23 protein-coding genes and 1 other RNA gene are annotated in these 23,287 nt (G+C 59.7%); 4 read left to right on the top strand and 20 right to left on the bottom strand.

From position 1 onward, the window contains the following. From AO065_RS11850 to rsmI, 14 genes are all read right to left on the bottom strand, one after another. Positions 1-960 (bottom strand): D-alanine--D-alanine ligase, encoded by a 960-nt coding sequence (locus AO065_RS11850; RefSeq protein WP_004881502.1) that lies wholly within the window; start codon positions 958-960, stop codon positions 1-3. After that, on the bottom strand, positions 957-2,417 hold the full coding sequence (gene murC / locus AO065_RS11845) for a UDP-N-acetylmuramate--L-alanine ligase (protein ID WP_004881503.1): 1,461 nt from the start codon (positions 2,415-2,417) through the stop codon (positions 957-959). The genes AO065_RS11850 and murC overlap by 4 nt, the downstream gene beginning before the upstream one ends. Then, a complete protein-coding gene (murG, locus tag AO065_RS11840) occupies positions 2,410-3,480 on the bottom strand; it encodes an undecaprenyldiphospho-muramoylpentapeptide beta-N-acetylglucosaminyltransferase (protein WP_004881504.1) in 1,071 nt (356 codons plus the stop codon). The genes murC and murG overlap by 8 nt, the downstream gene beginning before the upstream one ends. Next, a complete protein-coding gene (gene ftsW, locus AO065_RS11835) occupies positions 3,470-4,684 on the bottom strand; it encodes a putative lipid II flippase FtsW (RefSeq protein ID WP_004881505.1) in 1,215 nt (404 codons plus the stop codon). The genes murG and ftsW overlap by 11 nt, the downstream gene beginning before the upstream one ends. After that, positions 4,681-6,027, bottom strand: a complete 1,347-nt coding sequence (gene murD, locus AO065_RS11830) for a UDP-N-acetylmuramoyl-L-alanine--D-glutamate ligase (RefSeq protein WP_004881506.1) — start codon at positions 6,025-6,027, stop codon at positions 4,681-4,683. Before murD ends, ftsW begins: the two co-directional genes overlap by 4 nt. Positions 6,028-6,032: 5 nt before the next feature. Continuing rightward, positions 6,033-7,115, bottom strand: coding sequence for a phospho-N-acetylmuramoyl-pentapeptide-transferase (mraY, locus tag AO065_RS11825; protein WP_004881507.1), 1,083 nt, complete (start codon positions 7,113-7,115; stop codon positions 6,033-6,035). Next, positions 7,115-8,485, bottom strand: a complete 1,371-nt coding sequence (locus tag AO065_RS11820) for a UDP-N-acetylmuramoyl-tripeptide--D-alanyl-D-alanine ligase (RefSeq protein WP_004881508.1) — start codon at positions 8,483-8,485, stop codon at positions 7,115-7,117. Before AO065_RS11820 ends, mraY begins: the two co-directional genes overlap by 1 nt. Continuing rightward, positions 8,478-9,941 carry a UDP-N-acetylmuramoyl-L-alanyl-D-glutamate--2,6-diaminopimelate ligase gene (locus AO065_RS11815; RefSeq protein WP_004881509.1) on the bottom strand — a complete coding sequence of 488 codons (1,464 nt, stop codon included), beginning with the start codon at positions 9,939-9,941 and terminating at the stop codon, positions 8,478-8,480. The genes AO065_RS11820 and AO065_RS11815 overlap by 8 nt, the downstream gene beginning before the upstream one ends. Continuing rightward, positions 9,941-11,668 (bottom strand): peptidoglycan D,D-transpeptidase FtsI family protein, encoded by a 1,728-nt coding sequence (locus tag AO065_RS11810; RefSeq protein WP_162234368.1) that lies wholly within the window; start codon positions 11,666-11,668, stop codon positions 9,941-9,943. The genes AO065_RS11815 and AO065_RS11810 overlap by 1 nt, the downstream gene beginning before the upstream one ends. Beyond that, positions 11,668-11,961: a cell division protein FtsL gene (gene ftsL, locus AO065_RS11805; protein ID WP_004881511.1), complete on the bottom strand. Its 294-nt coding sequence runs from the start codon at positions 11,959-11,961 to the stop codon at positions 11,668-11,670. Before ftsL ends, AO065_RS11810 begins: the two co-directional genes overlap by 1 nt. Beyond that, positions 11,958-12,899, bottom strand: coding sequence for a 16S rRNA (cytosine(1402)-N(4))-methyltransferase RsmH (gene rsmH, locus AO065_RS11800; protein WP_074454600.1), 942 nt, complete (start codon positions 12,897-12,899; stop codon positions 11,958-11,960). Before rsmH ends, ftsL begins: the two co-directional genes overlap by 4 nt. A gap of 2 nt (positions 12,900-12,901) precedes the next feature. After that, positions 12,902-13,357, bottom strand: coding sequence for a division/cell wall cluster transcriptional repressor MraZ (mraZ, locus tag AO065_RS11795; RefSeq protein ID WP_004881513.1), 456 nt, complete (start codon positions 13,355-13,357; stop codon positions 12,902-12,904). 306 nt (positions 13,358-13,663) lie between these two features. Next, positions 13,664-14,021, bottom strand: an RNA gene (gene rnpB / locus AO065_RS11790) — RNase P RNA component class A. Positions 14,022-14,109: 88 nt separating this feature from the next. Next, positions 14,110-14,979, bottom strand: a complete 870-nt coding sequence (gene rsmI / locus AO065_RS11785; RefSeq protein ID WP_004881514.1) for a 16S rRNA (cytidine(1402)-2'-O)-methyltransferase — start codon at positions 14,977-14,979, stop codon at positions 14,110-14,112. Between the two features lie 274 nt (positions 14,980-15,253). On the opposite strand from rsmI, the gene AO065_RS11780 reads away from it, so the two are divergent. From AO065_RS11780 to AO065_RS11765, 4 genes are all read left to right on the top strand, one after another. Continuing rightward, complete coding sequence (locus AO065_RS11780) at positions 15,254-17,068, top strand: penicillin-binding protein activator (RefSeq protein WP_004881515.1); 1,815 nt, start codon at positions 15,254-15,256, stop codon at positions 17,066-17,068. Beyond that, a complete protein-coding gene (locus AO065_RS11775; protein WP_162999960.1) occupies positions 17,068-17,439 on the top strand; it encodes a YraN family protein in 372 nt (123 codons plus the stop codon). The genes AO065_RS11780 and AO065_RS11775 overlap by 1 nt, the downstream gene beginning before the upstream one ends. 122 nt (positions 17,440-17,561) lie before the next feature. Continuing rightward, entirely contained in the window at positions 17,562-18,155 is a 594-nt protein-coding gene (locus tag AO065_RS11770; RefSeq protein ID WP_025996304.1) for a phosphoheptose isomerase, read from the top strand. Continuing rightward, entirely contained in the window at positions 18,152-18,730 is a 579-nt protein-coding gene (locus AO065_RS11765; RefSeq protein ID WP_004881518.1) for a BON domain-containing protein, read from the top strand. The genes AO065_RS11770 and AO065_RS11765 overlap by 4 nt, the downstream gene beginning before the upstream one ends. Before the next feature lie 49 nt (positions 18,731-18,779). Here AO065_RS11765 and AO065_RS11760 read toward each other — a convergent pair whose 3' ends face one another. The 6 genes from AO065_RS11760 to rpsI form a co-directional block, all read right to left on the bottom strand. Further along, positions 18,780-19,196: a ClpXP protease specificity-enhancing factor gene (locus tag AO065_RS11760; protein ID WP_004881519.1), complete on the bottom strand. Its 417-nt coding sequence runs from the start codon at positions 19,194-19,196 to the stop codon at positions 18,780-18,782. A 17-nt stretch (positions 19,197-19,213) separates the two neighbouring features. Further along, positions 19,214-19,831 (bottom strand): glutathione S-transferase N-terminal domain-containing protein, encoded by a 618-nt coding sequence (locus tag AO065_RS11755; protein ID WP_004881520.1) that lies wholly within the window; start codon positions 19,829-19,831, stop codon positions 19,214-19,216. 224 nt (positions 19,832-20,055) lie between these two features. After that, on the bottom strand, positions 20,056-20,835 hold the full coding sequence (locus AO065_RS11750) for a cytochrome c1 (protein ID WP_004881521.1): 780 nt from the start codon (positions 20,833-20,835) through the stop codon (positions 20,056-20,058). After that, positions 20,832-22,046 carry a cytochrome b gene (locus AO065_RS11745; protein ID WP_004881522.1) on the bottom strand — a complete coding sequence of 405 codons (1,215 nt, stop codon included), beginning with the start codon at positions 22,044-22,046 and terminating at the stop codon, positions 20,832-20,834. Before AO065_RS11745 ends, AO065_RS11750 begins: the two co-directional genes overlap by 4 nt. Then, complete coding sequence (gene petA, locus AO065_RS11740; RefSeq protein WP_004881523.1) at positions 22,046-22,639, bottom strand: ubiquinol-cytochrome c reductase iron-sulfur subunit; 594 nt, start codon at positions 22,637-22,639, stop codon at positions 22,046-22,048. The genes AO065_RS11745 and petA overlap by 1 nt, the downstream gene beginning before the upstream one ends. 254 nt (positions 22,640-22,893) lie before the next feature. Then, positions 22,894-23,286, bottom strand: a complete 393-nt coding sequence (gene rpsI, locus AO065_RS11735) for a 30S ribosomal protein S9 (RefSeq protein WP_004881524.1) — start codon at positions 23,284-23,286, stop codon at positions 22,894-22,896. Between the last annotated feature and the right edge of the window lies 1 nt (position 23,287).

Raw genomic sequence — 23,287 nt, 5'->3', positions numbered from 1 at the left:
TTAAGCCCTCGCCTGAACGCTGTCGGCCAGAATCGCCAACACCAGTTGCTGAAAATTCAGACCCGCAGCACGCGCCGCCATCGGAACCAGGCTGTGATCGGTCATGCCCGGCACCGTATTGACTTCCAGCAGCCAGAACTTGCCTTGCGCGTCCTGCATGACATCCGTGCGCGCCCAGCCAGCAATGCCAATGGCTTCGCAGGCGCGTGCTGTCAGTTGTTTGAGCTCCTGCTCACGCTCGTCGCTCAACCCGCATGGAATCCGGTACTGGGTATCGGAAGCCAGGTACTTGGCGTCGTAGTCGTAAAAACTGTGGGGAGTGCCCAGGCCGATGACCGGGAGCACCTGGTCACGCAGAGAAGCCACAGTGAACTCCGGCCCCTGAATCCACTGCTCGACCAACACTTGCGAATCGTAGGTACTGGCGGCTTTCCAGGCGGCGATCAATTCGTCGACGCTGGTCACTTTAGCCATACCGATACTTGAGCCTTCATGGGCCGGTTTGACGATCAAAGGGAAGCCCAGTTCCGTCGCGGCAGAAATACAATCCTGCTCACTGACGAGTGCCGCGTGCAAAGGCGTTGCAAGGCCCAGACTCTGCCAAACCTGCTTGGTACGCAGCTTGTCCATCGCCAGAGCAGAAGCGAGTACGCCGCTGCCGGTGTAGGGGATTTCCAGGCACTCCAACAGCCCCTGCATGGTGCCGTCTTCGCCGCCGCGACCGTGCAGCACGATGAACGCACGGTCGATCTTTTCACTCACCAGTCGTTGCAGGAAATCGTCGCCCACGTCGATGCCGAACGCATCCACACCGGCAGCCTGCAGTGCCTCAAGCACTGCCTGTCCGGATTTCAGGGACACTTCCCGCTCGGCACTCTTGCCGCCAAAAAGTACGGCAACGCGGCCGAAGCTTTTCGGCTCGAGTGTCGAGCACAGGGAAGACGGGGCGACGGCTGTCATTTCAGCTTACCTTCGGTTGAAGCCACTTTTGCGCCGACGAACAGCGGACTCTTGAGCAATTGCGGAGCCAGACCACCGATGTCGCCCGCGCCCTGGCACAGCAGGATGTCGCCGGCGCGCAGCAGCGGCTTGACCAGCGGTGCGAGCTCAACGCCACGCTCGATGTAGATCGGATCAAGCTGACCACGCTGACGAATGCTGTGGCACAGGTTACGGCTGTCCGCACCGGGGATCGGTTCTTCACCGGCCGGGTAGACTTCCATCAGCAACAGCACATTGGCATCGGCCAGCACCTGGACGAAATCGTCGTACAGATCACGGGTCCGGCTGAAACGGTGCGGCTGGTAAACCATGACCAGACGACGATCCGGCCAGCCACCGCGCACAGCATTGATCACCGCAGCGACTTCACGCGGGTGGTGACCGTAGTCGTCGACCAGCATCACGTTGCCGCCTTCGACCGGCAGTTCGCCATAGACCTGGAAGCGACGGCCTACACCCTGAAAGCCCGACAGGCCCTGAACGATGGCCTCGTCACTGACGCCTTCGTCGGTCGCGATTGCAATGGTCGCCAGCGAGTTGAGCACGTTGTGATTGCCCGGCATGTTCACGGACACATCCAGCGGCTCGCGGTCGCGACGCAGCACGGTAAAGAACGTCAGCATGCCGTCCTGGCGCACATTGATTGCGCGCACATCGGCTTCTTCGCTGAAACCGTAGGTCAGGATCGGACGCTTGACCTGCGGCAGGATTTCACGGACCACAGGATCATCGATGCACATCACCGCCAGCCCATAGAACGGCAGGTTATGCAGGAATTCGACGAAGGTTTTCTTCAGCTTGTTGAAGTCGCCTTCGTAGGTCGCCATGTGATCGGCGTCGATATTGGTGACCACAGCGACCAGCGGCTGCAGGTGCAGGAAGCTGGCATCGCTTTCGTCGGCTTCGGCGATCAGATAGCGGCTGGTGCCCAGCTGGGCATTGGTGCCCGCAGCGTTCAGACGACCACCGATCACGAACGTCGGGTCGAGGCCACCGGCCGCGAACACCGAAGCGATCAGGCTGGTGGTGGTGGTCTTGCCGTGGGTACCGGCCACCGCGATGCCGTGGCGATAGCGCATCAGCTCGGCCAGCATCTCGGCGCGTGGCACAACCGGAATACGACGTTCCAGCGCGGTAGCCACTTCCGGGTTGGAGGTATTGACCGCACTGGACACAACCAGCACATCGGCACCCATGGTGTTCTCGGCACGATGGCCGAGGAAAATCTGCGCGCCGAACGATTCGAGACGTTCGGTCACTGGAGAGCTCTTGAGGTCGGAACCCGACACTTCGTAGCCCAGGTTCAATAGCACCTCGGCAATGCCGCACATGCCGACACCGCCGATACCGACGAAGTGGATGCGACGGATGCGGCGCATTTCGGGTTGCGGCATGGCGCGCTGATTCTCAACCATTGACCACCTCCACACAGACATCGACCACGGTATTGGTTGCATCGGGCTTGGCCAGGCGACGTGCCGTGCGGGCCATGCTGTTCAATTGTTCGGGTTGCATCAAAACCTCTTTCAGGCGTGCGGCCATCTCGGCTACGCCAGTTGTCGCTTGCGGCATGACAAAGGCTGCGCCTTCGCGGGCCAGATAGTCAGCGTTACGGGACTGATGGTCATCGATCGCATGGGGCAACGGGATCAGCAGCGACGGCAGGCCTGCGGCCGCCAGTTCGCTGATGGTCAGTGCGCCTGCGCGGCAGACCACCAGATCGGCCCAGCTGTACGCTTGAGCCATGTTCTGGATGAACGGCGCCACTTGCGCCTCGACGCCCACGTTGCGATAACGCTCAGCGGTAATTTCGTCGTGATTCTTGCCCGCCTGATGGAACACTTCAGGACGGATATCCACAGGCAATTGCGCCAGCGCTTCGGGCAGCAGCTTGTTCAGCGGCTCGGCACCCAGGCTGCCGCCCAGCACCAACAGGCGTGCCTTGCGACCGGCCAGGGCCTGACGCGGCGTTTCAAGAAACAGCTCGACACGCACCGGATTGCCGGTCGTGCGGCGTTTCTTCGACGCCGCGAAGGTGTCCGGGAACGCCTCGCACACTCGGCTGGCGAACGACGCGAGACTGCGGTTGGCAGTACCGGCTACAGCGTTCTGCTCATGAATGATCAAAGGCACGCCTGCCAGCTTCGCGGCAAGACCACCGGGACCGGTGACATAGCCACCGAAACCGACCACGCACACAGGCTTGAGCTCACGCACCACCTTGCGGGCCTGCATCAACGCCTTGAACAACATCAGCGGCGCCTTGAGCAGGGACAGACGTCCCTTGCCACGCAAGCCGGTGACATTGATCAGGTGCAGGGTCAGCCCTGCCTGAGGCACGAGTTCGTTCTCGATGCCACGCGGGGTGCCCAGCCAGTGAACCTTGTAGCCGCGCGACTGGAATTCGCGGGCGCAGGCCAGCGCCGGGAACACATGCCCGCCGGTGCCGCCCGCCATGATCAGCACGTTAGCGTCCATGAGGCGTCTCCTCGGCGAAGTCGCTCTCTTTGAACTCGGCTTCTTCACTGCCCATGTTGTTGCGCGATTCCCATTCGATGCGCAGCAGCAGCCCAAGGCTGGCACAGCAGATCACCAACGAGCTGCCGCCGTAACTCAGGAACGGCAAGGTCAGCCCCTTGGTCGGCAACAGACCGACGTTCACGCCAATGTTGATCAGGAACTGACCGATCCACAGGAAAGAAAGACCGTAGGCAACGTAGGCACCGAAGAACTGTTTGGCCCTTTCTGCCCACATACCGATGTACATGCCACGAATACTGACGAACAGGAACAGCGCAACCGTGAGCAACGAACCCACGACACCCAGTTCTTCAGCGAGCACAGAGAACACGAAGTCCGTATGCGCTTCCGGCAGATAGAATTGTTTCTGGACGCTGTTGCCCAGACCGACACCGAACCATTCGCCTCGTCCGAAGGCGATGAGCGCTTGGGTCAACTGGTAGCCGGAACCGAACTGGTCGGCCCACGGGTCGGTAAAGTTGGTCAGACGCGCCATCCGGTAAGGCTGGGCCTGAACCAGCACCACCACCGAGGCGACGGCCAGCACGACCATCAGCGAGAAGCGGAACAGCCCTACGCCGCCGAGGAACAGCATCGCGGCCGCAGCGCCCATCATCACGACGGTTGCACCGAAGTCAGGCTCCATCAGCAACAGGCCGGCCATGGGCAGCAGCACGATGAACGGTTTGAAGAAGCCCATCCAGCTTTCGCGCACTTCCTGCTGACGACGGATTAGGTATCCGGCCAGAAAGATCACCACGAAGACCTTGGCGATCTCGGAAGGCTGCACGTTGAACGCGCCAAATCCGATCCAGCGCATGGACCCGTTAACCTCGCGTCCGATACCCGGCACCAGCACCATCAGCAGCAAGCCGAACGCGCCGAGCAGCATCAGCCAGCCCAGGCGCTGCCAAGTGGCGACCGGGATCATCATGGTCACACCACACGCGCCCAGACCGATCAACAGGTACACCAGGTGACGGGTCATCATGTACAGCGTGTTGCCCGACTGCACGGCGGCGACTTCCGACGACGCGGAGGTGATCATCACCAGACCGAGGCCCAGCAAGGCAAGGCAACCGACCAGCATCGGGAAGTCGAGGTCGATGCCCCGTCCGCTGATCAGGGGAGATGGATACGGCTTGATCACACCGAAGATCATGACAAGCACTCCACTGCCTGCGCGAACACTCGTCCGCGCTCTTCATAATTCTTGAACATGTCCAGACTGGCGCAGGCCGGGGACAGCAGAACGGCATCGCCGTCCTGAGCCAGTCCGGCGCTGCGTTCAACTGCAAGCTGCAGCGTGTCGACATGCACCAGCGGTGCAGCGTCGCCCAGTGCCTGAGCGAGTCGTTCGGCATCACGCCCCAGCAGCACGACGCTGCGGCAATGCGCAGCAACGGCAGCACGCAAGCCGCTGAAATCGGCGCCCTTGCCGTCGCCACCGGCGATCAGCACCAGCTTGCCCGGAATGTCTGCGCCCAGGCCTTCGATGGCAGCCAGTGCAGCGCCCACGTTGGTGGCCTTGGAGTCATTGTAATAATGAACGCCGTTCAGCTCCCGGACCCACTGACAGCGGTGCTCGAGACCCGAGAACTCACGCAGCGCCGAAAGCATGGCATCGAATGGCAGGCCGACCGCATGGCCCAGCGCCAGAGCTGCCAGCGCGTTTGCATGGTTGTGCGAGCCGCGCATTTTCAGATCGCGAACCGGCATCAGGTTTTCGAACTGGTAGGCCAGATACTTTTCGCCGTTCTCTTCGCGCAGGCCAAAGCCATGGAAGTCAGGCTTGTTCAAACCGAACGTCCAGCACGGCAAACCTTCGCCAATCAACGGTCGGGACAACGCATCCTGGCGGTTGACCACCACCTGCCGCGCGCCACGGAAGATCCGGTGCTTGGCAAGGTGGTAGGCAGGCAGACCGCTGTAACGGTCCATATGGTCTTCGCTGATGTTCAGCACGGTCGCCACTTCAGCGTTGAGCTGATCGGTGGTCTCCAGTTGAAAGCTGGACAGCTCCATCACGTACAACTCGACGTCATCACTGAGCAGATCAAGCGCCGGAGTACCCAGGTTGCCACCCACTGCGACGCGCTTGCCTGCCGCTGCTGCCATCTCGCCTACCAGTGTCGTCACAGTGCTTTTCGCATTGGAGCCGGTGATGGCAACAATCGGGGCCTTGGCGTAACGCGCGAACAGCTCGATATCGCCGGCCATCTTCACGCCACGCGCCTGCGCCTGCTGCAAGGCAGGCGTCGCGAGGGCAAGACCGGGGCTGACATAGACTTCGTCGGCACGGCAGAGGAATTCCACGTCCAGCTCGCCACAACGCACTTCCACCTGCGGATAATCCCGGCGCAAGGTCGCCAGTTCCGGCGGATTCTCCCGCGTGTCGGCCACGGCAAAGGACACGCCCCGGTTCGCCAGGAAGCGAACCAGGGACATGCCGCTTTTGCCTAGACCCACGACAATGCGGAAGCGGTCGGAAACGATCAGGGACACTCGCTCTACCTCAGTTTCAGCGTGGCAAGGCCGATCAGCACGAGAATCACGGTGATGATCCAGAAACGGACGATCACGCGTGGCTCGGGCCAGCCTTTGAGTTCAAAGTGGTGGTGTATGGGCGCCATGCGGAAAACCCGGCGACCGGTCAGTTTGAAAGACGCAACCTGAATGACCACTGAAAGGGTTTCCATCACGAAGATGCCGCCCATGATGAACAGGACGATTTCCTGACGAACGATCACGGCCATGGTGCCCAGCGCAGCGCCCAGCGCCAGCGCGCCGACGTCGCCCATGAAGACCTGGGCCGGATAGGTGTTGAACCAGAGGAACCCCAGTCCCGCCCCGATCAGCGCCCCGGAGAACACAATCAGCTCACCCGCCCCCGGTACGTATGGGATCAGCAGGTATTCAGCGAATTTCACGTTGCCGGACAGGTAGCAGAAGATGCCCAGCGCGCCACCGACCATCACGGTCGGCATGATCGCCAGACCGTCCAGGCCGTCGGTGAGGTTCACCGCGTTGCTGGAGCCGACGATCACGAAATAGGTCAGCACCACGAAGCCGATGCCCAGCGGGATACGGACGTCCTTGAGCATCGGTACGATCAGTGTGGTTTCGGTCGCCGACGGCGCGGTCGTATAAAGGAAGATCGCGGCGCAGAGGCCAAATACCGATTGCCAGAAATACTTCCAGCGACTCGGCAGGCCACGGGAGTTCTTCTCGATCACCTTGCGGTAATCGTCGACCCAACCGATGGCACCGAACAGGAAGGTGACGAGCAGCACGACCCAGACATAGCGGTTGGTCAAATCAGCCCACAACAAGGTGCTGATGCCGATGGAAGAAAGAATCAGTGCGCCGCCCATGGTGGGCGTGCCCGATTTGGACAGGTGCGACTGCGGACCGTCGTTGCGCACGGACTGGCCGATCTGACGCATCTGCAAGGTGCGGATCATCCACGGGCCCAGGCACAGCGACAGCGTCAGCGCAGTGAGCACGCCAAGGATCCCGCGCAGCGACAGGTACTGAAAGACTGCGAAGCCTTTGTAGAACTGTTGTAAGAACTCAGCCAACAGCAGCAGCATCAATGTTTCTCCAGGCTAGAACCGCACAAAGCAGCCACGACGTTTTCCATCGCAGCGCTACGCGAGCCCTTGATCAATAAAGTGGTGTTTTTGTCTTGCTCAGCGCCCAGCGCTTCGATCAGCTCGGCCTGAGTGATGAAATGACGTGCGTGCGGGCCAAAGGCACTGACCGCATGGGTCATCAGCGGGCCGACGGCATACAGCGCCGAGACCTTGCCAGCCGCGTATGCGCCCACATCGTGGTGGCCCTGCTCGGCCCATTCGCCCAACTCGCCGATGTCGCCCAGCACCAGAACGGTCCGCCCTGCAAAGCTGGTCAGCAGATCAACGGCGGCATTCACAGAAGACGGATTGGCGTTGTAGGTGTCATCAATCACGCGCATGCCATTGCTGGCGATGTGCGGTACGGCGCGGCCCTTGACCGGCTGTACGTTGTTCAAGCCTTCGACGATGCCGTCCAGGCTGACGCCCAGCGCGCAGGCAGCGGCTGCGGCGGCCAGGGCGTTGGTCACGTTGTGCGTGCCCAGAAGATTCAGTTGTACCTGCGCGGAGCCTGACGGACTGTGCAGCGTGAAACCCGGGCAGCCACGATCGTCGCGAGTCAGATCACTGGCATGCAGATCTGCTGCTTCGTTGTTCAGTGCAAACGTCAGGACCTTGCTGTCACCGGCACGTGCTTGCCAGATCGGGAACGCCTTGTCGTCGAGATTCAGAACCGCCGTGCCGTTGGCATCGAGACCTTCGATGATCTCGCCCTTGGCTTCGACGATGCGATCAGGGCCGCCGAACTCGCCGACATGGGCCGTGCCCGCATTGGTGAGAATGGCGACGTGCGGCTTGGTCAGGCTGACGGTGAAAGCGATTTCCCCGACACGCGACGCGCCCAGTTCGATGACTGCAGACGTATGCTCGGCGCCCAGTTCCAGCAGGGTCAACGGCACGCCCAGCTCATTGTTCAGATTGCCACGGGTCGCGAGAACGGGGCCGCGCGTGCGCAGAATGCTGGCGAGCATTTCCTTGACCGTGGTCTTGCCGCTGGAACCGGTGACCGCCGCTACCGGACGATCAACAAACGCATTGCGGTTCATCGCACCCAGTTGCGCCAGTGCCTTGCGGGTGTCCAGCACGACCAGTTGCGGCAGCTTCGAATCCGGCACTTCGCGCTCGACGAGCGCACCGACAGCACCCTTGGCAGCGACTTGATCGAGGTATTCATGACCGTCGAAACGCGGACCGGTCAGTGCGATGAACAACTGACCCGGTATGATGGCGCGGCTGTCGGTGCTCACACCGTCAAAGCTGCAATCGTTGCCCACAATGCGTGCGTCGAGCGGTGCAACCAGTTCGTTGAAGGACAATGGCTTAAGCATGCGCAGGCTCCCATGCGGCCAACGCTTTGGCAGCTTCTTCCAGATCCGAGAATGCGTGACGCTGACCGTCGATTTCCTGATAGTCCTCATGCCCCTTGCCAGCCAGCACAACGACGTCGTCGGCCTTGGCACCGGCAATGAGTTGCGCGATGGCCTGACCGCGACCTTCAACGAACTTCACGTTATTCGCCGTGCTGAAACCGCCACGGATGTCATCGAAAATCTGCGACGGTGCTTCTGTACGAGGGTTGTCGTCGGTGACCAGAACACCGTCGGCCAGACGCTCGACGACCTCGGCCATCAGCGGTCGCTTGCCGCGATCGCGGTCGCCGCCACAGCCGAACAGGCACAGCAACTGGCCCTTCGCGTGCGGGCGCAAGGCTTCAAGCACTTTTTCCAGCGCATCCGGCGTGTGGGCGTAGTCGACTACCACCAGCGGCTTGTCGGCACCACCCAGACGCTGCATGCGACCGACCGGACCTTCCAGTTTTGGCAGTACCTTGAGAATTTCGTCCAGCGCGTAATCCAGACCGAGCAAGGCGCCGACCGCAGCCAGAACATTGCTCAGATTGAAGCGACCCAGCAGGCTGCTGCGCAGGAAATGTTGACCTTGCGGGGTCACCAATGTGGCGCGCACACCATCGTCGTCGAACTTTGCGTCGCGGCAATACAGATAAGCCGAGCTGTCCAGCAGGCTGTAGGTAATCAGCCGTGACTCCTGCTTTTCTGCCGCCAGCGCGCGACCGAATTCGTCATCCAGATTGATGACCCGGCAACTCAGATCAGGCCAGGCAAACAGCTTCGCCTTGGCCGCGCCATACGCTTCCATGGTGCCGTGGTAGTCAAGGTGGTCACGGGACAGGTTGGTCAGCACCGCCACATCGAAGGCCAGCGCAGTCGCACGACCCTGATCGAGACCATGGGAAGACACTTCCATCGCAACAGCGCGAGCACCGGCTTTTCTCAGGTCAGTGAGCGTGGCCTGAACGGCAATCGGGTCTGGCGTGGTATGACGTCCGCTTTGCAGCGCGCCATAAAAGCCGGTGCCCAGCGTGCCGACGATGCCGCAATGCTGACCCAGCAGATCGAGCGCCTGGGCAACCAGCTGAGTAACGCTGGTCTTGCCGTTGGTGCCGGTTACGCCGACCAGATTCAGGCTGCGGCTCGAATCGCCATAGAAACGTCCTGCGATGGCAGACAGCTGCGCCGCCAGGCCCTTGACCGGAATTAATGGCACGTCGGTGATTGGCAACACGGTCGAGCCTTCGGCTTCATAGGCAACGGCGGCTGCGCCACGCTTGAGCGCGTCGGCGATGTGCGCACGCCCATCGACCTTGAGGCCAGGGATTGCCAGAAACAGATCGCCCGGACGCACGTTGCGGCTGTCCAGCGTCAACTCGCGAATCAATGCATCGCGGTCGGTGTGAGCGAAAAGCTTGCTCAGATTAAAAGCCATCAACCACGCCCTCCTTTGACGACTGCCGGGGCAGTGTTGACCTGCTCAGGTGCGAGGTTGTCCGGAGAAACGTTCATCAAACGCAACGTGCCGGACATGACCTTGCTGAATACCGGGGCCGAAACCAGGCCGCCGTAGTAACCGCCCTTGCTCGGCTCGTCGATCACCACAACGATGGCGTAGCGAGGGTTGCTCATCGGACCGAATCCGGCGAACAGCGAACGGTAGGAATTCTCGGCGTAACCCTTGGTGCCGATGGACGTCTTGCGTGCCGTGCCGCTCTTGCCGCCGACGTGATAGGACGGCACACGAGCGCGATAGACGCCGCGCGGGTCTTCGATCACCTGTTGCAACATGCCTTGCAGCGTCTTGGCGGTCGCTTCCGGAATCGCTTGAACCGCTGTCGGCGCTGCATCACTTTTCAGAATGGTCAACGGCACGATGCGGCCGTTGTTGGCCAGCGCGCCATAGGCGTGCACCAGCTGCAACGCGGTGACCGACAGGCCGTAGCCGTAGGACAGCGTGGCGGTTTCAGCCTTGCGCCATTCGCGATAGTTCGGCAGGTTCCCTACACGTTCGCCCGGGAAACCCAGGCCGGTGTACTGACCAAAGCCGACGCGCTGCATCGCACGGAAAATCGATTCGCCGCCCACATCGAACGCGACCTTGCTCATGCCGACGTTACTGGAGTTGATCAGGATGCCGGTGAGGTCAAGCACCGGACCTTCCGTCTTGGTCACGTCGCGGATGGTGTATTTACCGATCTGCAGCGTGCCCGGATACACCTCGACCTTGTCGGTCGGTTTCCAGCGACCGCTGTCCAGTGCGGCCGTCATCGAAATAGGCTTCATGGTCGAACCCGGCTCGAACACGTCGATGATCGCCCTGTTGCGCATGGCGGCCGGCACCATGGTGCGGCGGTTGTTCGGGTTGTAGGTCGGCTGGTTGACCATCGCCAGCACTTCGCCGGTCTTGACGTCCATGATCACCAGACTGCCTGCCTTGGCCTCGTTTTCGACGATGGCATTGCGCAGTTCACGGGTCGCCAGATATTGCAGACGCAGGTCAATAGACAAAGCCAAGGTCTTGCCGGCCTTGGCGTTCTTGGTCACCTGTACGTCCTTGATCAGTCGGCCTCGCCGGTCCTTGATGACCTGCCGCTTGCCGGGCACTCCGGCAAGCCAGTCGTCATAAGCCAGTTCGACCCCTTCGCGGCCATGATCGTCCAGGTCGGTAAAGCCGACCATGTGGGCGGTCACATCGCCTGCGGGGTAGAAACGACGAAATTCCTCGATGCCATAGACACCGGGGACTTTGAGATCAAGTACCGACTGACCCTGTTCAGGTGTCAGGCCGCGGACCAGATAAATGAATTCCTTGGTGGCCTGGGAATCGAGGCGCTCGGTCATTGCCTTGAGGTCCTGCCCCATGGCAGCAGCAAGCATCGGCCACTTGGACTTGTCCTGCTGCATTTCGCGCGGGTTGGCCCACAGCGTAGTGACAGGCGTACTGACAGCCAGAGGCTCGCCGTTACGGTCGGTGATCAGACCACGGTGAGCCGGAATGGGGATGTGACGAAGGCTGCGCGCATCGCCCTGTTCCTTCAGGAACGTATGGTCGATGACCTGCAGATCGACGATGCGCCAGCAGATGGCGAGCACCAGGCTGACCAGTAATCCCACGACAACCCGAAAACGCCACGGGTAAAGTGCGCCGTCAAGCTTCATCATGGCGCCACCATCCGTACTTCGGCCGCATTGGGAATGCGCATTTTCAATTGTTCGGTCGCCAACTGCTCGATACGGCTGTGGGCTGTCCAGGTGCTTTGTTCAAGGATGAGGCGGCCCCACTCGGCCTGTGCCTTGTCGCGCACGCTCATTTCCGAATACAGCGAGTTGAGCAATTGACGGTTCAAATGCGCGCTATAGGAAACGCCAATCGCCGAAACGAGGACGGCGATGAACAGCAGCAGCATAATGAAGCTGCCACCGGGCAAGGGTTTCAGGAAAAGACGGCTCACCTGAGCTTCTCCGCTACGCGCATGACAGCACTGCGCGAGCGTGGATTGGCTTTGGTTTCGGTGTCCGATGCAAATTGGGCCTTGCCGTGAATGCGGATCTTCGGCTCGAACGCCTTGTACTGGATCGGCAGGTTGCGCGGCATGTTATCGGCTTCGCCCTTGGCGAGCTTGCGCATGAACAGTTTGACGATGCGGTCTTCCAGCGAGTGAAAGCTGATGACCACCAGACGGCCGCCGATTTCCAGTGCGTCCAGCGCAGCGTCGAGGCCCGCTTCAAGATCGCCCAGTTCGTTGTTGACGTGGATACGCAGCCCCTGAAAGGCGCGCGTCGCAGGATTCTTGCCTTTTTCCCAGGCAGGGTTGGCAACCTTGAGGACTTCTGCGAGGTCGGCAGTGCGCTCGAAAGGTTGGACTTCGCGGCGTTGTACGACGGCGTTGGCCATACGTTTGGCAAAGCGCTCTTCACCGTATTCCTTGAAGACCCGGGCGATTTCCTCGGCAGGTGCCGTGGCGATGAATTCGGCAGCGCTGACACCACGCGTCGGATCCATACGCATATCCAGCGGACCGTCATTCATGAAACTGAAGCCGCGTTCAGGGTCATCAAGCTGTGGAGAGGACACACCCAGGTCCAGCAGGATGCCACTCACTTTGCCCGCAAGACCCCGTTCCTGAGCTTCGGATCCCAATTCGGCAAAGCTGCGCTGCACAATGACAAAGCGGCCGTCTTCGGCCGCTAGCGTTTGCCCCGTGGCAATCGCTTGAGGGTCCTTGTCAAACCCGAGCAGCCGGCCATCAGGGCCGAGGTGGCTGAGAATGAGTCGACTGTGCCCGCCACGACCGAACGTTCCGTCCATATAGCAGCCATCCGCGCGCAACGCGAGAGCCTCCACGGCTTCTTCGAGCAGTACGGTGATGTGGGTAAAGCCGCTATTCATAGTCACAGGATCAGGTCACGTAATTCATCAGGCATCGCGCCAGGTTGTTGAATGGCAGCAAGGTCCGCATCAGCAAGTGCGTTCCAGGCGTCCTCGTCCCACAATTGAAACTTGTTGAGTTGCCCCACGAGCATCACGCGCTTATCCAACTTGGCATATTCGCGAAGACGTGGAGGAACCAGAAAACGTCCGCTGCCATCCAGCTCCAGATCGACTGCATTACCAATCAAAAGCCGTTGCAAACGGCGGTTTTCTTCACGAAACGTCGCGAGCTCACGAAGTTTGGCTTCAATCAGTTCCCACTCGGACAGCGGATAAAGACACAAGCAGGGGTCAACGGCATCTATGGTCACGATCAACTGGCCGGCGCTACGCGAATCCAACTCGTCGCGATACCGGCTCGGCATGGCGAGACGGCCTTTGGCATCGAGATTGATCGCGTTGGCACCACGGAACACAGGCGCATTCTCCAAATATTAGCTTTTTGCGCTCAAAAAACCCACTTCGTGCCACTTTCTGCCACTTGCGCACACTATAGGAATGCGCCTGCCACACCGTCAAGGCACGCTCTCAAGGAAAAGCCTTACATTTCGCAGATTTAGGAGTGGTATTGGAGGGTTTTAGCTAAATTACGGAAGGTTCTGACGGACGAATCCCACTCAACTCAATCCGCTAGGGCTCGAAGTTAAAGTGATTTGTGAGGTTTAAGATTTTTTTGGTCTTACGAAGGGATTTTGCTGCTGAAAAACGAAGGGGAGAAAAAGGTGGAGAGTCGATCTGTAAGCCGGGTTCTGTCGAGGACAGTCATTCCTCTACGACGGCCATCACTGGACGTCTTTAGCAACCTACCCGGTTCCAGCGCGGGCCACGCCTAGGAACCCTATTTGGTCTTGCTCCGAGTGGGGTTTACCTTGCCACGAACTGTTGCCAGACGTGCGGTGCGCTCTTACCGCACCTTTTCACCCTTACCGGCACCGAAGTGCTTAGGCGGTTATTTTCTGTGGCACTTTCCGTAGGCTCGCGCCTCCCAGGCGTTACCTGGCACTCCGCCCTATGGAGCCCGGACTTTCCTCCCCCCCTTGTTGCGGAACAACAAGAGGCAGCGACTGTCCAATCGACTCTCCGCCGACAAGGTTAGCGGCACACGCCATCGAGAACAAGCTTTAAAAGCTTGCGCGGCCTGTGTGAGCCATTGAAAAACCGGCATTTCTCACTCTTTCTGCTTGTCCAGCGCAACCTGATACAGCAGATTCTTACGCACCCCGGTGATCTCTGCAGCCAGCGCCGCAGCGCGCTTGAGCGGCATTTCCTCAAGCAGCAGATCCAGAATCCTGCGTGCCTCGGCGCCGATCACATCTTCGTCTTCAGGCGGCGTCCAGCCTGCGACCAGTACCACACACTCACCACGCTGCTGGTTACTGTCCGCCTCGACGAAAGCGCGCAACTCACCCAATGGCAGACCCTTCAGGGTTTCGAAAGTTTTGGTTATTTCACGGGCCAGCAAGGCCGGGCGATCCGCGCCGAACACCTGCTCCATGTCCTGCAGGCATTCCAGAATACGATGCGGTGCCTCATAAAAGATCAGCGTACGCGGCTCTTCCTTTACCTGCTCGAGCCTGGCCTTGCGTCCGACCGCCTTGGCGGGCAGAAACCCCTCGAAGATAAAGCGATCCGACGGCAGTCCCGCTGCGGACAGCGCGGCAATCAAAGCGCAGGCACCCGGCACCGGCACGACAGGAATACCCGCAGCACGCGCCTGACGCACAAGGTGGTAGCCAGGGTCGGAAATCAACGGCGTGCCCGCGTCCGAAATCAGCGCGACATCATCCCCGGCCAGCAATCGGGTGATAAACCGGCTACCCTCATCACGCTCGTTATGCTCATGGCATGCGGCCAGCGGTGTGGATATACCGAAGTGTTGCATCAGACGCGACGAGTGACGCGTATCCTCTGCCGCAATCAACGTAACCTCACGCAGAACCTTCAGCGCCCGCACGCTCATGTCATCCAGATTGCCGATAGGTGTAGCCACCACATAAAGCGAACCAGGGGTGGAATTCGAAGCAACCGGGACAGTCAAAGCGCAGACCTCATGTTTATCAGGCAGGGTGTCGTAAAAGACGCATTGTACAGGCAACGACCTTGATCAGCGGTTTACGCATCAGGGAAGCCTATAAAAAAGGAGTAAGGACACATGATCTTTGTTCAAAGCAGCATGAAAATGCATCCCCCAATAACAGGGATTGTCGAATAGAACACCCTGTGACAATCAATACCACGCCTTCGAAGTCGCGCCCCGGCCAGTGCTTGGGTACAATTCGCCGTTAATTCGCTCGAGTATCAGGAACACATCAATGATCGCCTGCCTGCGGCTGTTCTCTGCCCTCTGCCTCGCTGCCCTTCTTGCAGCCTGTGCCAGCTCGCCCTCGTCCAGCCTTGGCGAGCTTCCTCGCACTCCTGATGCCAGCATTGAGCAATTGCTCGATCAGGCCTCGGCTGCCAAAACACCTGAACAGGCCGCCACATCGCGCCTGAGCGCCGCCGACCTGGCCAACCGCCAGAACGATGCGGGTCGCGCTGCGCAGATTCTTGCCCAGGTGCAGATGGATCAACTCAAGCCCGGCCTGCAGGTCTTCGCCAGCACGCTGTCCGCCGAACTGGCGATGGGCCGTAACCAGCCCAAGGCCGCCCTGACCGCCCTGAACCATCCAAGCATGCAACGCCTGGGCGAGCTCTCGGTCGAGCAGCAGGTGCGCACCCACATGGTCAAGGCACGCGCCCTGGAAGCTGACGGCCAGATCCTGCCCGCTGCCAACGAGCGCGTCTTCGCAGGTCCGCTGCTGAAAGATGCCGACGCCACTGCCAACAACGATGCCATCTGGAAACTGGTGTCCTCGCTGCCCGCCGAACAACTGCAGGCCAACGCGAGCGGCGACATGGGTGGCTGGCTGAGCCTTGCGCGCTCGGTGAAAGGTGCAGGCACGCTGGAACAGCAGCAGGCCGCCATCGACACTTGGAAAGCCCAGAACCCGCAGCACCCTGCTGCACTGCAACTGCCAACGACGCTTGCCCAACTGCGCGCCCTGACCAGCGAACCGCTGACCAAAATCGCCTTGCTGCTGCCGCAGGATGGTCAACTGGCTTCCGTTGCAAAAGCGCTGCGTGAAGGCTTCATGGCCGCGCACTACCAGGCTCAGCAGGCAGGTCAGAACCCTCCAGCCATTCAGGTCTTCGACAGTTCGCGCCTGACCTCGATGGATGAGTTCTACCGTCAGGCCCAGGCTGCCGGCGTTCAACTGGTGGTCGGCCCGCTGGAAAAGAATCTGGTCAAGCAATTGAACAGCCGTGAGCAACTGCCTATCACCACGCTGGCGCTCAATTACAGCGATGCAGGCAACGAAGGCCCTCCCCAGCTGTTCCAGTTCGGCCTGGCCGCAGAAGACGAAGCCCGTGAAGTGGCACGTCGCGCCTGGGCAGACGGCAAGCGCAGCGCGGTTGCCATGGTGCCGAAAGGCGAATGGGGCGACCGCGTACTCGATGCTTTCCGCAAGAGCTGGCAAGCCAAGGGCGGCACTCTGATCGCTGCCGAGCACGTTGATCAGCCGGTCGAACTGGCCCAGCAGGTTGCCGATCTGTTCCAGCTGCGCAAGAGCGAAGGCCGTGCCCAGCGCCTGCAAAGCACGATAGGCACTGATGTAGCCGCACAGCCGAGTCGTCGTCAGGACATCGATTTCATGTTCCTGGCTGCCACGCCGCAACAGGCCCAGCAGATCAAGCCGACCATGGTGTTCCAGTACGCAGGTGACGTTCCGGTCTATGCCACCTCGCACCTGTTCACCAACAGCAACGATCACGCCCAGTACATGGACCTGAACGGTGTCCGTTTCTGCGAAACACCGTGGCTGCTCGATGCCAACGATCCTCTGCGCCAGCAAGTGACCGCCCAATGGCCACAGGCTTCTGGCAGCCTGGGTCGCCTGTATGCGATGGGCATCGACGCCTATCGCCTGGCTCCACGCCTGGGTCAGCTCAAGACCATGCCTGACAGCCGCATCGACGGCCTGTCCGGCAGCCTGAGCATGAACCCTGGCCGCCGGGTCGAGCGCCAGCTGCCTTGGGCAGAGTTCGTGGACGGCAAGATTCAGCGCCTTCCGGACACTGCACCTTGATTGCAGGCAACACCCGCCAAAAAGCAGGGCGCGAGGCCGAAGCCTACGCCCTGCAGCATTTGCAACAGCAGGGTTTACGCCTGATTGCCCAAAACTGGTTATGCAAACGTGGCGAGCTTGATCTAGTCATGCTCGACGGCGATACAGTAGTATTCGTCGAAGTTCGCTACCGCCGCCATTCCGGCTGGGGTGGCGCGGTGGAAAGTGTCGATTTTCGCAAACAGGCGAAGCTCGTTACCGCTGCACAGCTCTTCCTGCAACAAGAGTCAGGCTGGGCCCGCTATCCTTGTCGTTTCGACGTGGTCGCGGTTGAAGGAACAGCAGGCGACTCTGCCCCTTTGAACTGGATCAAGAACGCTTTCGACAGCTGACAGGCACGCAGCGCAGTCATGACCGGCAAGAAGCCATTACCACTACCGATTTCGCTATTGCTTTGCGGGCTGCACTCCGGCAAGCCGGGCAGCCGCCGTACGCTCTAATTAAGGTCACATTGATGGACATGCAATCCCGGATTCGCCGGCTGTTTCAAGCCAGCATCGATACCAAGCAACAGGCGATGGAAGTCCTTGCACCCTTTATCGAGCAAGCCAGCCAGGTCATGGTCAATGCCCTGCTCAACGAAGGCAAAATGCTTTCGTGCGGCAATGGTGGTTCGGCAGGTGATGCGCAGCATTTTTCTTCCGAACTGCTCAACCGGTTCGAACGTGAACGCCCCAGCCTGCCGGCCATTGCGCTGACGACCGACAGCTCGACCATCACCTCGATCGCCAACGATTACAGCTACAACGAGATCTTCTCCAAGCAGATCCGCGCACTGGGTCAGCCGGGGGATGTGCTGCTGGCGATTTCCACCAGCGGCAATTCCGCAAATATTATTCAGGCCATCCAGGCCGCACATGATCGCGAAATGATTGTCGTAGCATTGACGGGACGCGACGGTGGCGGAATGGCTTCACTGCTGCTGCCGGAAGATGTGGAAATTCGTGTGCCGGCGACCGTTACGGCACGCATACAAGAAGTCCATCTGCTGGCGATCCATTGCTTATGCGATCTGATCGACAGCCAACTGTTCGGGAGTGAAGAATGACCCCTAATCGTCTTAGCCTACTGGTTCTGACACTGTGCCTGAGCGTGACCGGATGCAGCTCGGTTATTACCGCAAGTCGCGACAAGCCGATCGAGGATGATCGAGGCACACGCACTTTTGGCAGCAAGATCGACGACTCACTGATCGAAACCAAGGCGGCGGTGAACATCTCCAAGGCCAACCCTGACCTGGCCGAAGGCTCGCACATCGTCGTTACCAGCTTCAACGGTATCGTCCTGCTGGCAGGCCAGGTCCCACGCGCAGACCTCAAGGCCATTGCCGAACAGGCTGCAAGCTCCGTACAGCGCGTCAAGAAGGTCAACAACGAGCTGCAGGTCATGGCGCCCTCCTCGCTGCTGGCCCGCAACAACGACGCCTGGCTGACCACCAAAGTCAAAAGCCAGATGATCGCTGATGCGTCCATCCCCGGCTCGCGCATCAAGGTCGTGACCGAGAACGGCATTGTGTTCCTTCTGGGTCTGGTGACTCAGGACGAAGCCAATCGCGCCACCAATCTGGTGCAGGGCGTGTCCGGCGTGCAGAAAATCGTCAAGTTGTTCGAGTACATCGACTGACAGCTGAATGGCAGACATGAAAAAGGCGATCCTTGCGGATCGCCTTTTTTTATTTCACCACTTTAAGGCTCGGCCTGCCCGTAGGACGAGGCGGATCGCTGTCTGGCGGCGTGTCGTCGCCGTCGTCCAGCTCGATCTCTTCATCCTCCTCAAGGGAAGGCTCCAGATCGAAAACCATCCCCTGGCCATTCTCGCGGGCATAAATACCCAGAATCGCACCGACAGGGACGTAAAGGGTATGCGGCACACCGCCGAAGCGGCCTTCGAAACTGACTGCTTCGTTATCCATGTGCAGATGACGCACTGCACTCGGCGAAACATTCAGGACAATCTGTCCGTCATTGGCAAACCCTTGTGGGACCTGCACGGACGGGTACTCCGCATTGACCAGCATATGCGGGGTGCAATCGTTATCAACGATCCACTCATAAAGAGCGCGAACCAGATAAGGGCGACTGGAGTTCATCAACGGCTCCTTAAGCCTTAGCGCATTTCACGTTCGGCGGCAGACAGACTTGCCTGAAAAGCCTCACGCGCAAATTGGCGCTCCATGTAATCAAGCAGCGGCTTGGCAGGCCGCGGCAATTCGATACCCAGAATCGGCAGACGCCAGAGTATGGGCAGTAGACAGCAATCGACAAGACTTTGCTCGTCACTCAGGAAAAAAGCCTTTTCCGCGAACAACGGGGAAACCCCGGTCAGGCTCTCACGCAATTCCTCGCGCGCCTGCACACGTGCCGGCTCCTTGCTGCGCGGATCAAGAATCAGATCCACCAGCCCGCACCAGTCACGCTGGATGCGATGGATCAGCAGACGACTGTTGGCACGCGCCACCGGGTAGACCGGCAACAGCGGAGGATGCGGATAGCGCTCATCCAGGTATTCCATTACCACCGTAGACTCGTACAACGCCAGATCGCGATCGACCAGGGTTGGCACACTGCCGTAGGGGTTCACTTCAATCAGCTGCGGCGGATGACGCCCGGCCACAACATCAATGATTTCAGCGCTGACACTTTTCTCGGCGAGCACAATGCGCACACGATGTGAATAGTGATCGGCGGGGTCGGAGTAACAGGCCAACCGGTTGGTCACGCCCATGGCGATCCTCCTCGCTTGTTGAAATTTATCGGACAGATTGAAAACCTGCCCACAGAAAGCCTTTTATAAAGCGCGCGACAGGGCAGGTGCTCACTGCGGGCGACACGATAGCTCATTTATGCCCGCTAAATTCTGTAATCTTGCCCCGCTATGCTGTTCACCGCGTATTTGATCCACATTGCGACCGCGATGACGCATTTATGTAAGGCAGACATGACACCCGCTCAATGAACATCTTTCCAGTATTCGCGTTTGAGCAGGTAAACGAAGACCAGTAGAAAGGCCAGGTACAGCAGCACATACGTGCCGATACGCTGATGCCGCAGCTTGACGGGGTTGGCCGAGTAATCGAGAAAGGTCACCAGATTCCTGATTTTTTCATCGAACTGCGCATGCGTCAGACTTCCCGAACCGGGCACGATGGTCAGCTGATCACACGCCTCATGAGTCAGAGGCGCGCCACTCAATGGGTCATAGCGTTTTTTGCCGTCCTCCTCGATTTGCACCTGCTTGCAGCCGATCACCTGGCGCCCCTGTAGCCCCACCAGCACATTCGGCATTGCCACATCAGGGAAAACCTTATTGTTGACGCCCCAGGGCCGCGCCGGATCCTCATAGAACGAACGCAGGTAGCCATAAAGCCAATCGGTACCTCGCACACGCGCCACCAGCGTCAGATCAGGCGGTGCAGTGCCGAACCACGCTTTCGCATCTGCCGGATGCATACCGGTCTGCATGTGATCGCCGATTTTGGCGCCAGTGAAGACCAGCTTTTCCAGCATCACCTCATGAGGAATACCCAGATCGTCGGCCACACGCTCATACCGCTGGTATTTGGCGCCATGGCAGCCCATGCAGTAATTGACGAAGGTACGCGCGCCGTCCTGCAGGGCCGCCTTGTCGGACACATCAATGTCGACATGCTCAAGCGGCGCTCCACTTTCCGCCGCGAACACAAGCGCTGGCAGCGCCGCGAGGATCAACACAGCCAGAAATTTTCTCATGGCCCCGTTACCCTCTCCGGAACCGGCCGCGTGCGCTCCAGCCGGGTGTAGAACGGCATCAACAGGAAGTAGGCAAAGTACAGGCAGGCGCATATGCGCGCCACGACCGTACCCTCAGGCGTCGGCGGCTGAACGCCCAGGTAGCCGAGCGTCACGAATGACACGCAGAACAGGACCAACGCCAGGCGGCTCATCCAGCCCTTGTAACGCATGGACCTGACCGGACTGCGATCAAGCCACGGCAGCACGAACAGCACCGCAATGGCCGACCCCATGGCCATGACGCCCATCAGTTTGTCTGGCACGGCGCGCAGGATGGCGTAGAACGGCGTGAAGTACCACACGGGCGCGATGTGCTCCGGGGTCTTGAACGCGTTGGCCGGCTCGAAATTCGGCTTCTCCAGAAAGTAGCCACCCATTTCTGGAAAAAAGAACACAACCGTACAAAAAACGAACAGAAACACCACGACGCCGACAAGATCCTTCAGGGTGAAATACGGATGAAAGGCGATGCCATCCAGAGGCTTGCCGTGTTCATCCTTGTGCTTCTTGATGTCGATGCCGTCCGGGTTATTGGAGCCCACTTCATGCAGCGCAAGAATGTGCAAAACGACCAGCCCCAGGATCACGATGGGCAGCGCCACGACATGCAGCGCGAAGAAACGGTTCAGGGTGATGCCTGACACCAGATAGTCGCCCCGGATCCACTGGGTCAGGTCTTCACCTATGACCGGAATTGCACCAAACAGCGAAATGATCACCTGCGCGCCCCAGTAGGACATCTGCCCCCAGGGCAGCAGATACCCCATGAAGGCCTCCGCCATCAGACTCAGGTAGATCAGCATGCCGAAGATCCAGACCAGCTCACGAGGCTTCTGATAGGAGCCGTACAGCAATCCACGAAACATGTGCATATACACGACGATGAAGAACGCCGAGGCACCTGTGGAGTGCAGAAGCCGCAAAATGGCGCCGTACTCCACGTCACGCATGATGTATTCGATCGAGGCAAACGCCCCCTCCGCCGTGGGCGTGTAACTCATCGTCAGCCAGATACCGGTCAGTATCTGATTGACCAGCACCAGCAATGCCAGCGAGCCGAAGAAATACAGAAAATTGAAGTTGCGCGGTACGTAGTATTTGCTGAGATGGTCTTCCCACATCCGCGTGGCGGGGAAGCGCGCATCGATCCAGTCCACCAGCCTGCCCATTACACGCCCTCCTGATCGACGCCAATGACGATGACCGTGTCCGACTCGTAGGAATACGGGGGAACTGGCAGATTCAGAGGCGCGGGCTGAGACTTGTATACCCGCCCGGCCAGATCGTAGTGAGAGCCGTGACATGGACAGAAATAGCCGCCCACCCAGTCCTTGCCAAGGTCGGCAGGGGCCACTTCAGGACGGAAGGTCGGCGAGCATCCCAGGTGCGTGCAGATGCCGACCAGCAACACGATATCCGGCCTGATCGAGCGCAGCGCCGGATCGACATAGCCTGGCTGGACTGAAGCCCTGGATTCGGGGTCGGACAACTGCCCGGTCAGCTTGCCAAGGTTGTCCAGTATCTCGGGGCCGCGCCGCAGGATGAACACAGGTTGACCACGCCATTCAGCGACCATCTGCTGGCCCGGCTCTATCTTGCTGATGTTGACCTTGACCGGCGCGCCTGCCGCACGAGCCCTGGCGCTCGGAGACCATGAGCCCACGAACGGAATCGCAGCGCCCACAGCCCCGGCGGCACCCACCACGGACGTGGCAGCTACGAGAAAGCGACGCCGGCCCGTATTCACGCCGTCATTGCTCATTCAACCTTCTCCCATCAGCGATCCGACCTGTCGAACGCAGGCGTCTGTCTGATAACAATTTAGCTGTTATAAACGCTGCCGGAGGGTAAAAACACCCTTCAGCAGACGACCGCCTCAAAAGCTCGACTGACTGTAAGTGAGACGTTACAGCCATGCCCTCGCCTGCACAAAATCGACTGGACAAAAAAACCGGCCCATAAAAAAACGCCCAACTCGATAAACGAGGTGGGCGTTCTTTTTGAACGAAGAACGAATTAACGCTTCGAGTACTGCGGACGCTTACGCGCTTTACGCAGACCGACTTTCTTACGTTCAACTTCACGAGCATCGCGAGTCACGAAGCCTGCTTTACGCAGCGCGCCACGCAGGGTTTCGTCGTACTGCATCAGAGCGCGAGTGATACCGTGGCGGATTGCGCCAGCCTGACCACTTACACCGCCACCGATAACAGTGACGTAGATGTCGAACTTTTCAACGGTCTCGGTCAGTTCCAGCGGCTGACGAACTACCATGCGGGCAGTTTCGCGACCGAAGAACGATTCCAGAGTGCGGTTGTTGATCGAGATGTTACCAGTACCCGGACGCAGGAAAACGCGTGCGGTTGCGGTCTTGCGACGGCCAGTGCCGTAATTTTGAGTCGCCGACATA

This window comes from Pseudomonas viridiflava (assembly GCF_001642795.1).
Lineage (GTDB): Bacteria > Pseudomonadota > Gammaproteobacteria > Pseudomonadales > Pseudomonadaceae > Aquipseudomonas > Aquipseudomonas viridiflava.
This window is presented reverse-complemented; position numbering and strand designations above follow the sequence as displayed.

What these genes read in the sequence shown, in the direction of transcription:
- AO065_RS11765 (WP_004881518.1), top strand. Translation starts at nt 18,152, where the DNA reads ATGACCCCTAATCGTCTTAGCCTACTGGTTCTGACACTGTGCCTGAGC.
- rsmH (WP_074454600.1), bottom strand. Translation starts at nt 12,899, where the DNA reads ATGAATAGCGGCTTTACCCACATCACCGTACTGCTCGAAGAAGCCGTG.
- mraY (WP_004881507.1), bottom strand. Translation starts at nt 7,115, where the DNA reads ATGCTGCTGCTGTTGGCTGAGTTCTTACAACAGTTCTACAAAGGCTTC.
- AO065_RS11760 (WP_004881519.1), bottom strand. Translation starts at nt 19,196, where the DNA reads ATGAACTCCAGTCGCCCTTATCTGGTTCGCGCTCTTTATGAGTGGATC.
- AO065_RS11745 (WP_004881522.1), bottom strand. Translation starts at nt 22,046, where the DNA reads ATGGGCAGGCTGGTGGACTGGATCGATGCGCGCTTCCCCGCCACGCGG.
- ftsW (WP_004881505.1), bottom strand. Translation starts at nt 4,684, where the DNA reads ATGATCTTCGGTGTGATCAAGCCGTATCCATCTCCCCTGATCAGCGGA.
- AO065_RS11810 (WP_162234368.1), bottom strand. Translation starts at nt 11,668, where the DNA reads ATGAAGCTTGACGGCGCACTTTACCCGTGGCGTTTTCGGGTTGTCGTG.
- petA (WP_004881523.1), bottom strand. Translation starts at nt 22,639, where the DNA reads ATGAGCAATGACGGCGTGAATACGGGCCGGCGTCGCTTTCTCGTAGCT.
- rpsI (WP_004881524.1), bottom strand. Translation starts at nt 23,286, where the DNA reads ATGTCGGCGACTCAAAATTACGGCACTGGCCGTCGCAAGACCGCAACC.
- AO065_RS11850 (WP_004881502.1), bottom strand. Translation starts at nt 960, where the DNA reads ATGACAGCCGTCGCCCCGTCTTCCCTGTGCTCGACACTCGAGCCGAAA.
- AO065_RS11770 (WP_025996304.1), top strand. Translation starts at nt 17,562, where the DNA reads ATGGACATGCAATCCCGGATTCGCCGGCTGTTTCAAGCCAGCATCGAT.
- AO065_RS11780 (WP_004881515.1), top strand. Translation starts at nt 15,254, where the DNA reads ATGATCGCCTGCCTGCGGCTGTTCTCTGCCCTCTGCCTCGCTGCCCTT.
- AO065_RS11815 (WP_004881509.1), bottom strand. Translation starts at nt 9,941, where the DNA reads ATGGCTTTTAATCTGAGCAAGCTTTTCGCTCACACCGACCGCGATGCA.
- AO065_RS11750 (WP_004881521.1), bottom strand. Translation starts at nt 20,835, where the DNA reads ATGAGAAAATTTCTGGCTGTGTTGATCCTCGCGGCGCTGCCAGCGCTT.
- AO065_RS11755 (WP_004881520.1), bottom strand. Translation starts at nt 19,831, where the DNA reads ATGGGCGTGACCAACCGGTTGGCCTGTTACTCCGACCCCGCCGATCAC.
- murG (WP_004881504.1), bottom strand. Translation starts at nt 3,480, where the DNA reads ATGGACGCTAACGTGCTGATCATGGCGGGCGGCACCGGCGGGCATGTG.
- AO065_RS11820 (WP_004881508.1), bottom strand. Translation starts at nt 8,485, where the DNA reads ATGCTTAAGCCATTGTCCTTCAACGAACTGGTTGCACCGCTCGACGCA.
- murC (WP_004881503.1), bottom strand. Translation starts at nt 2,417, where the DNA reads ATGGTTGAGAATCAGCGCGCCATGCCGCAACCCGAAATGCGCCGCATC.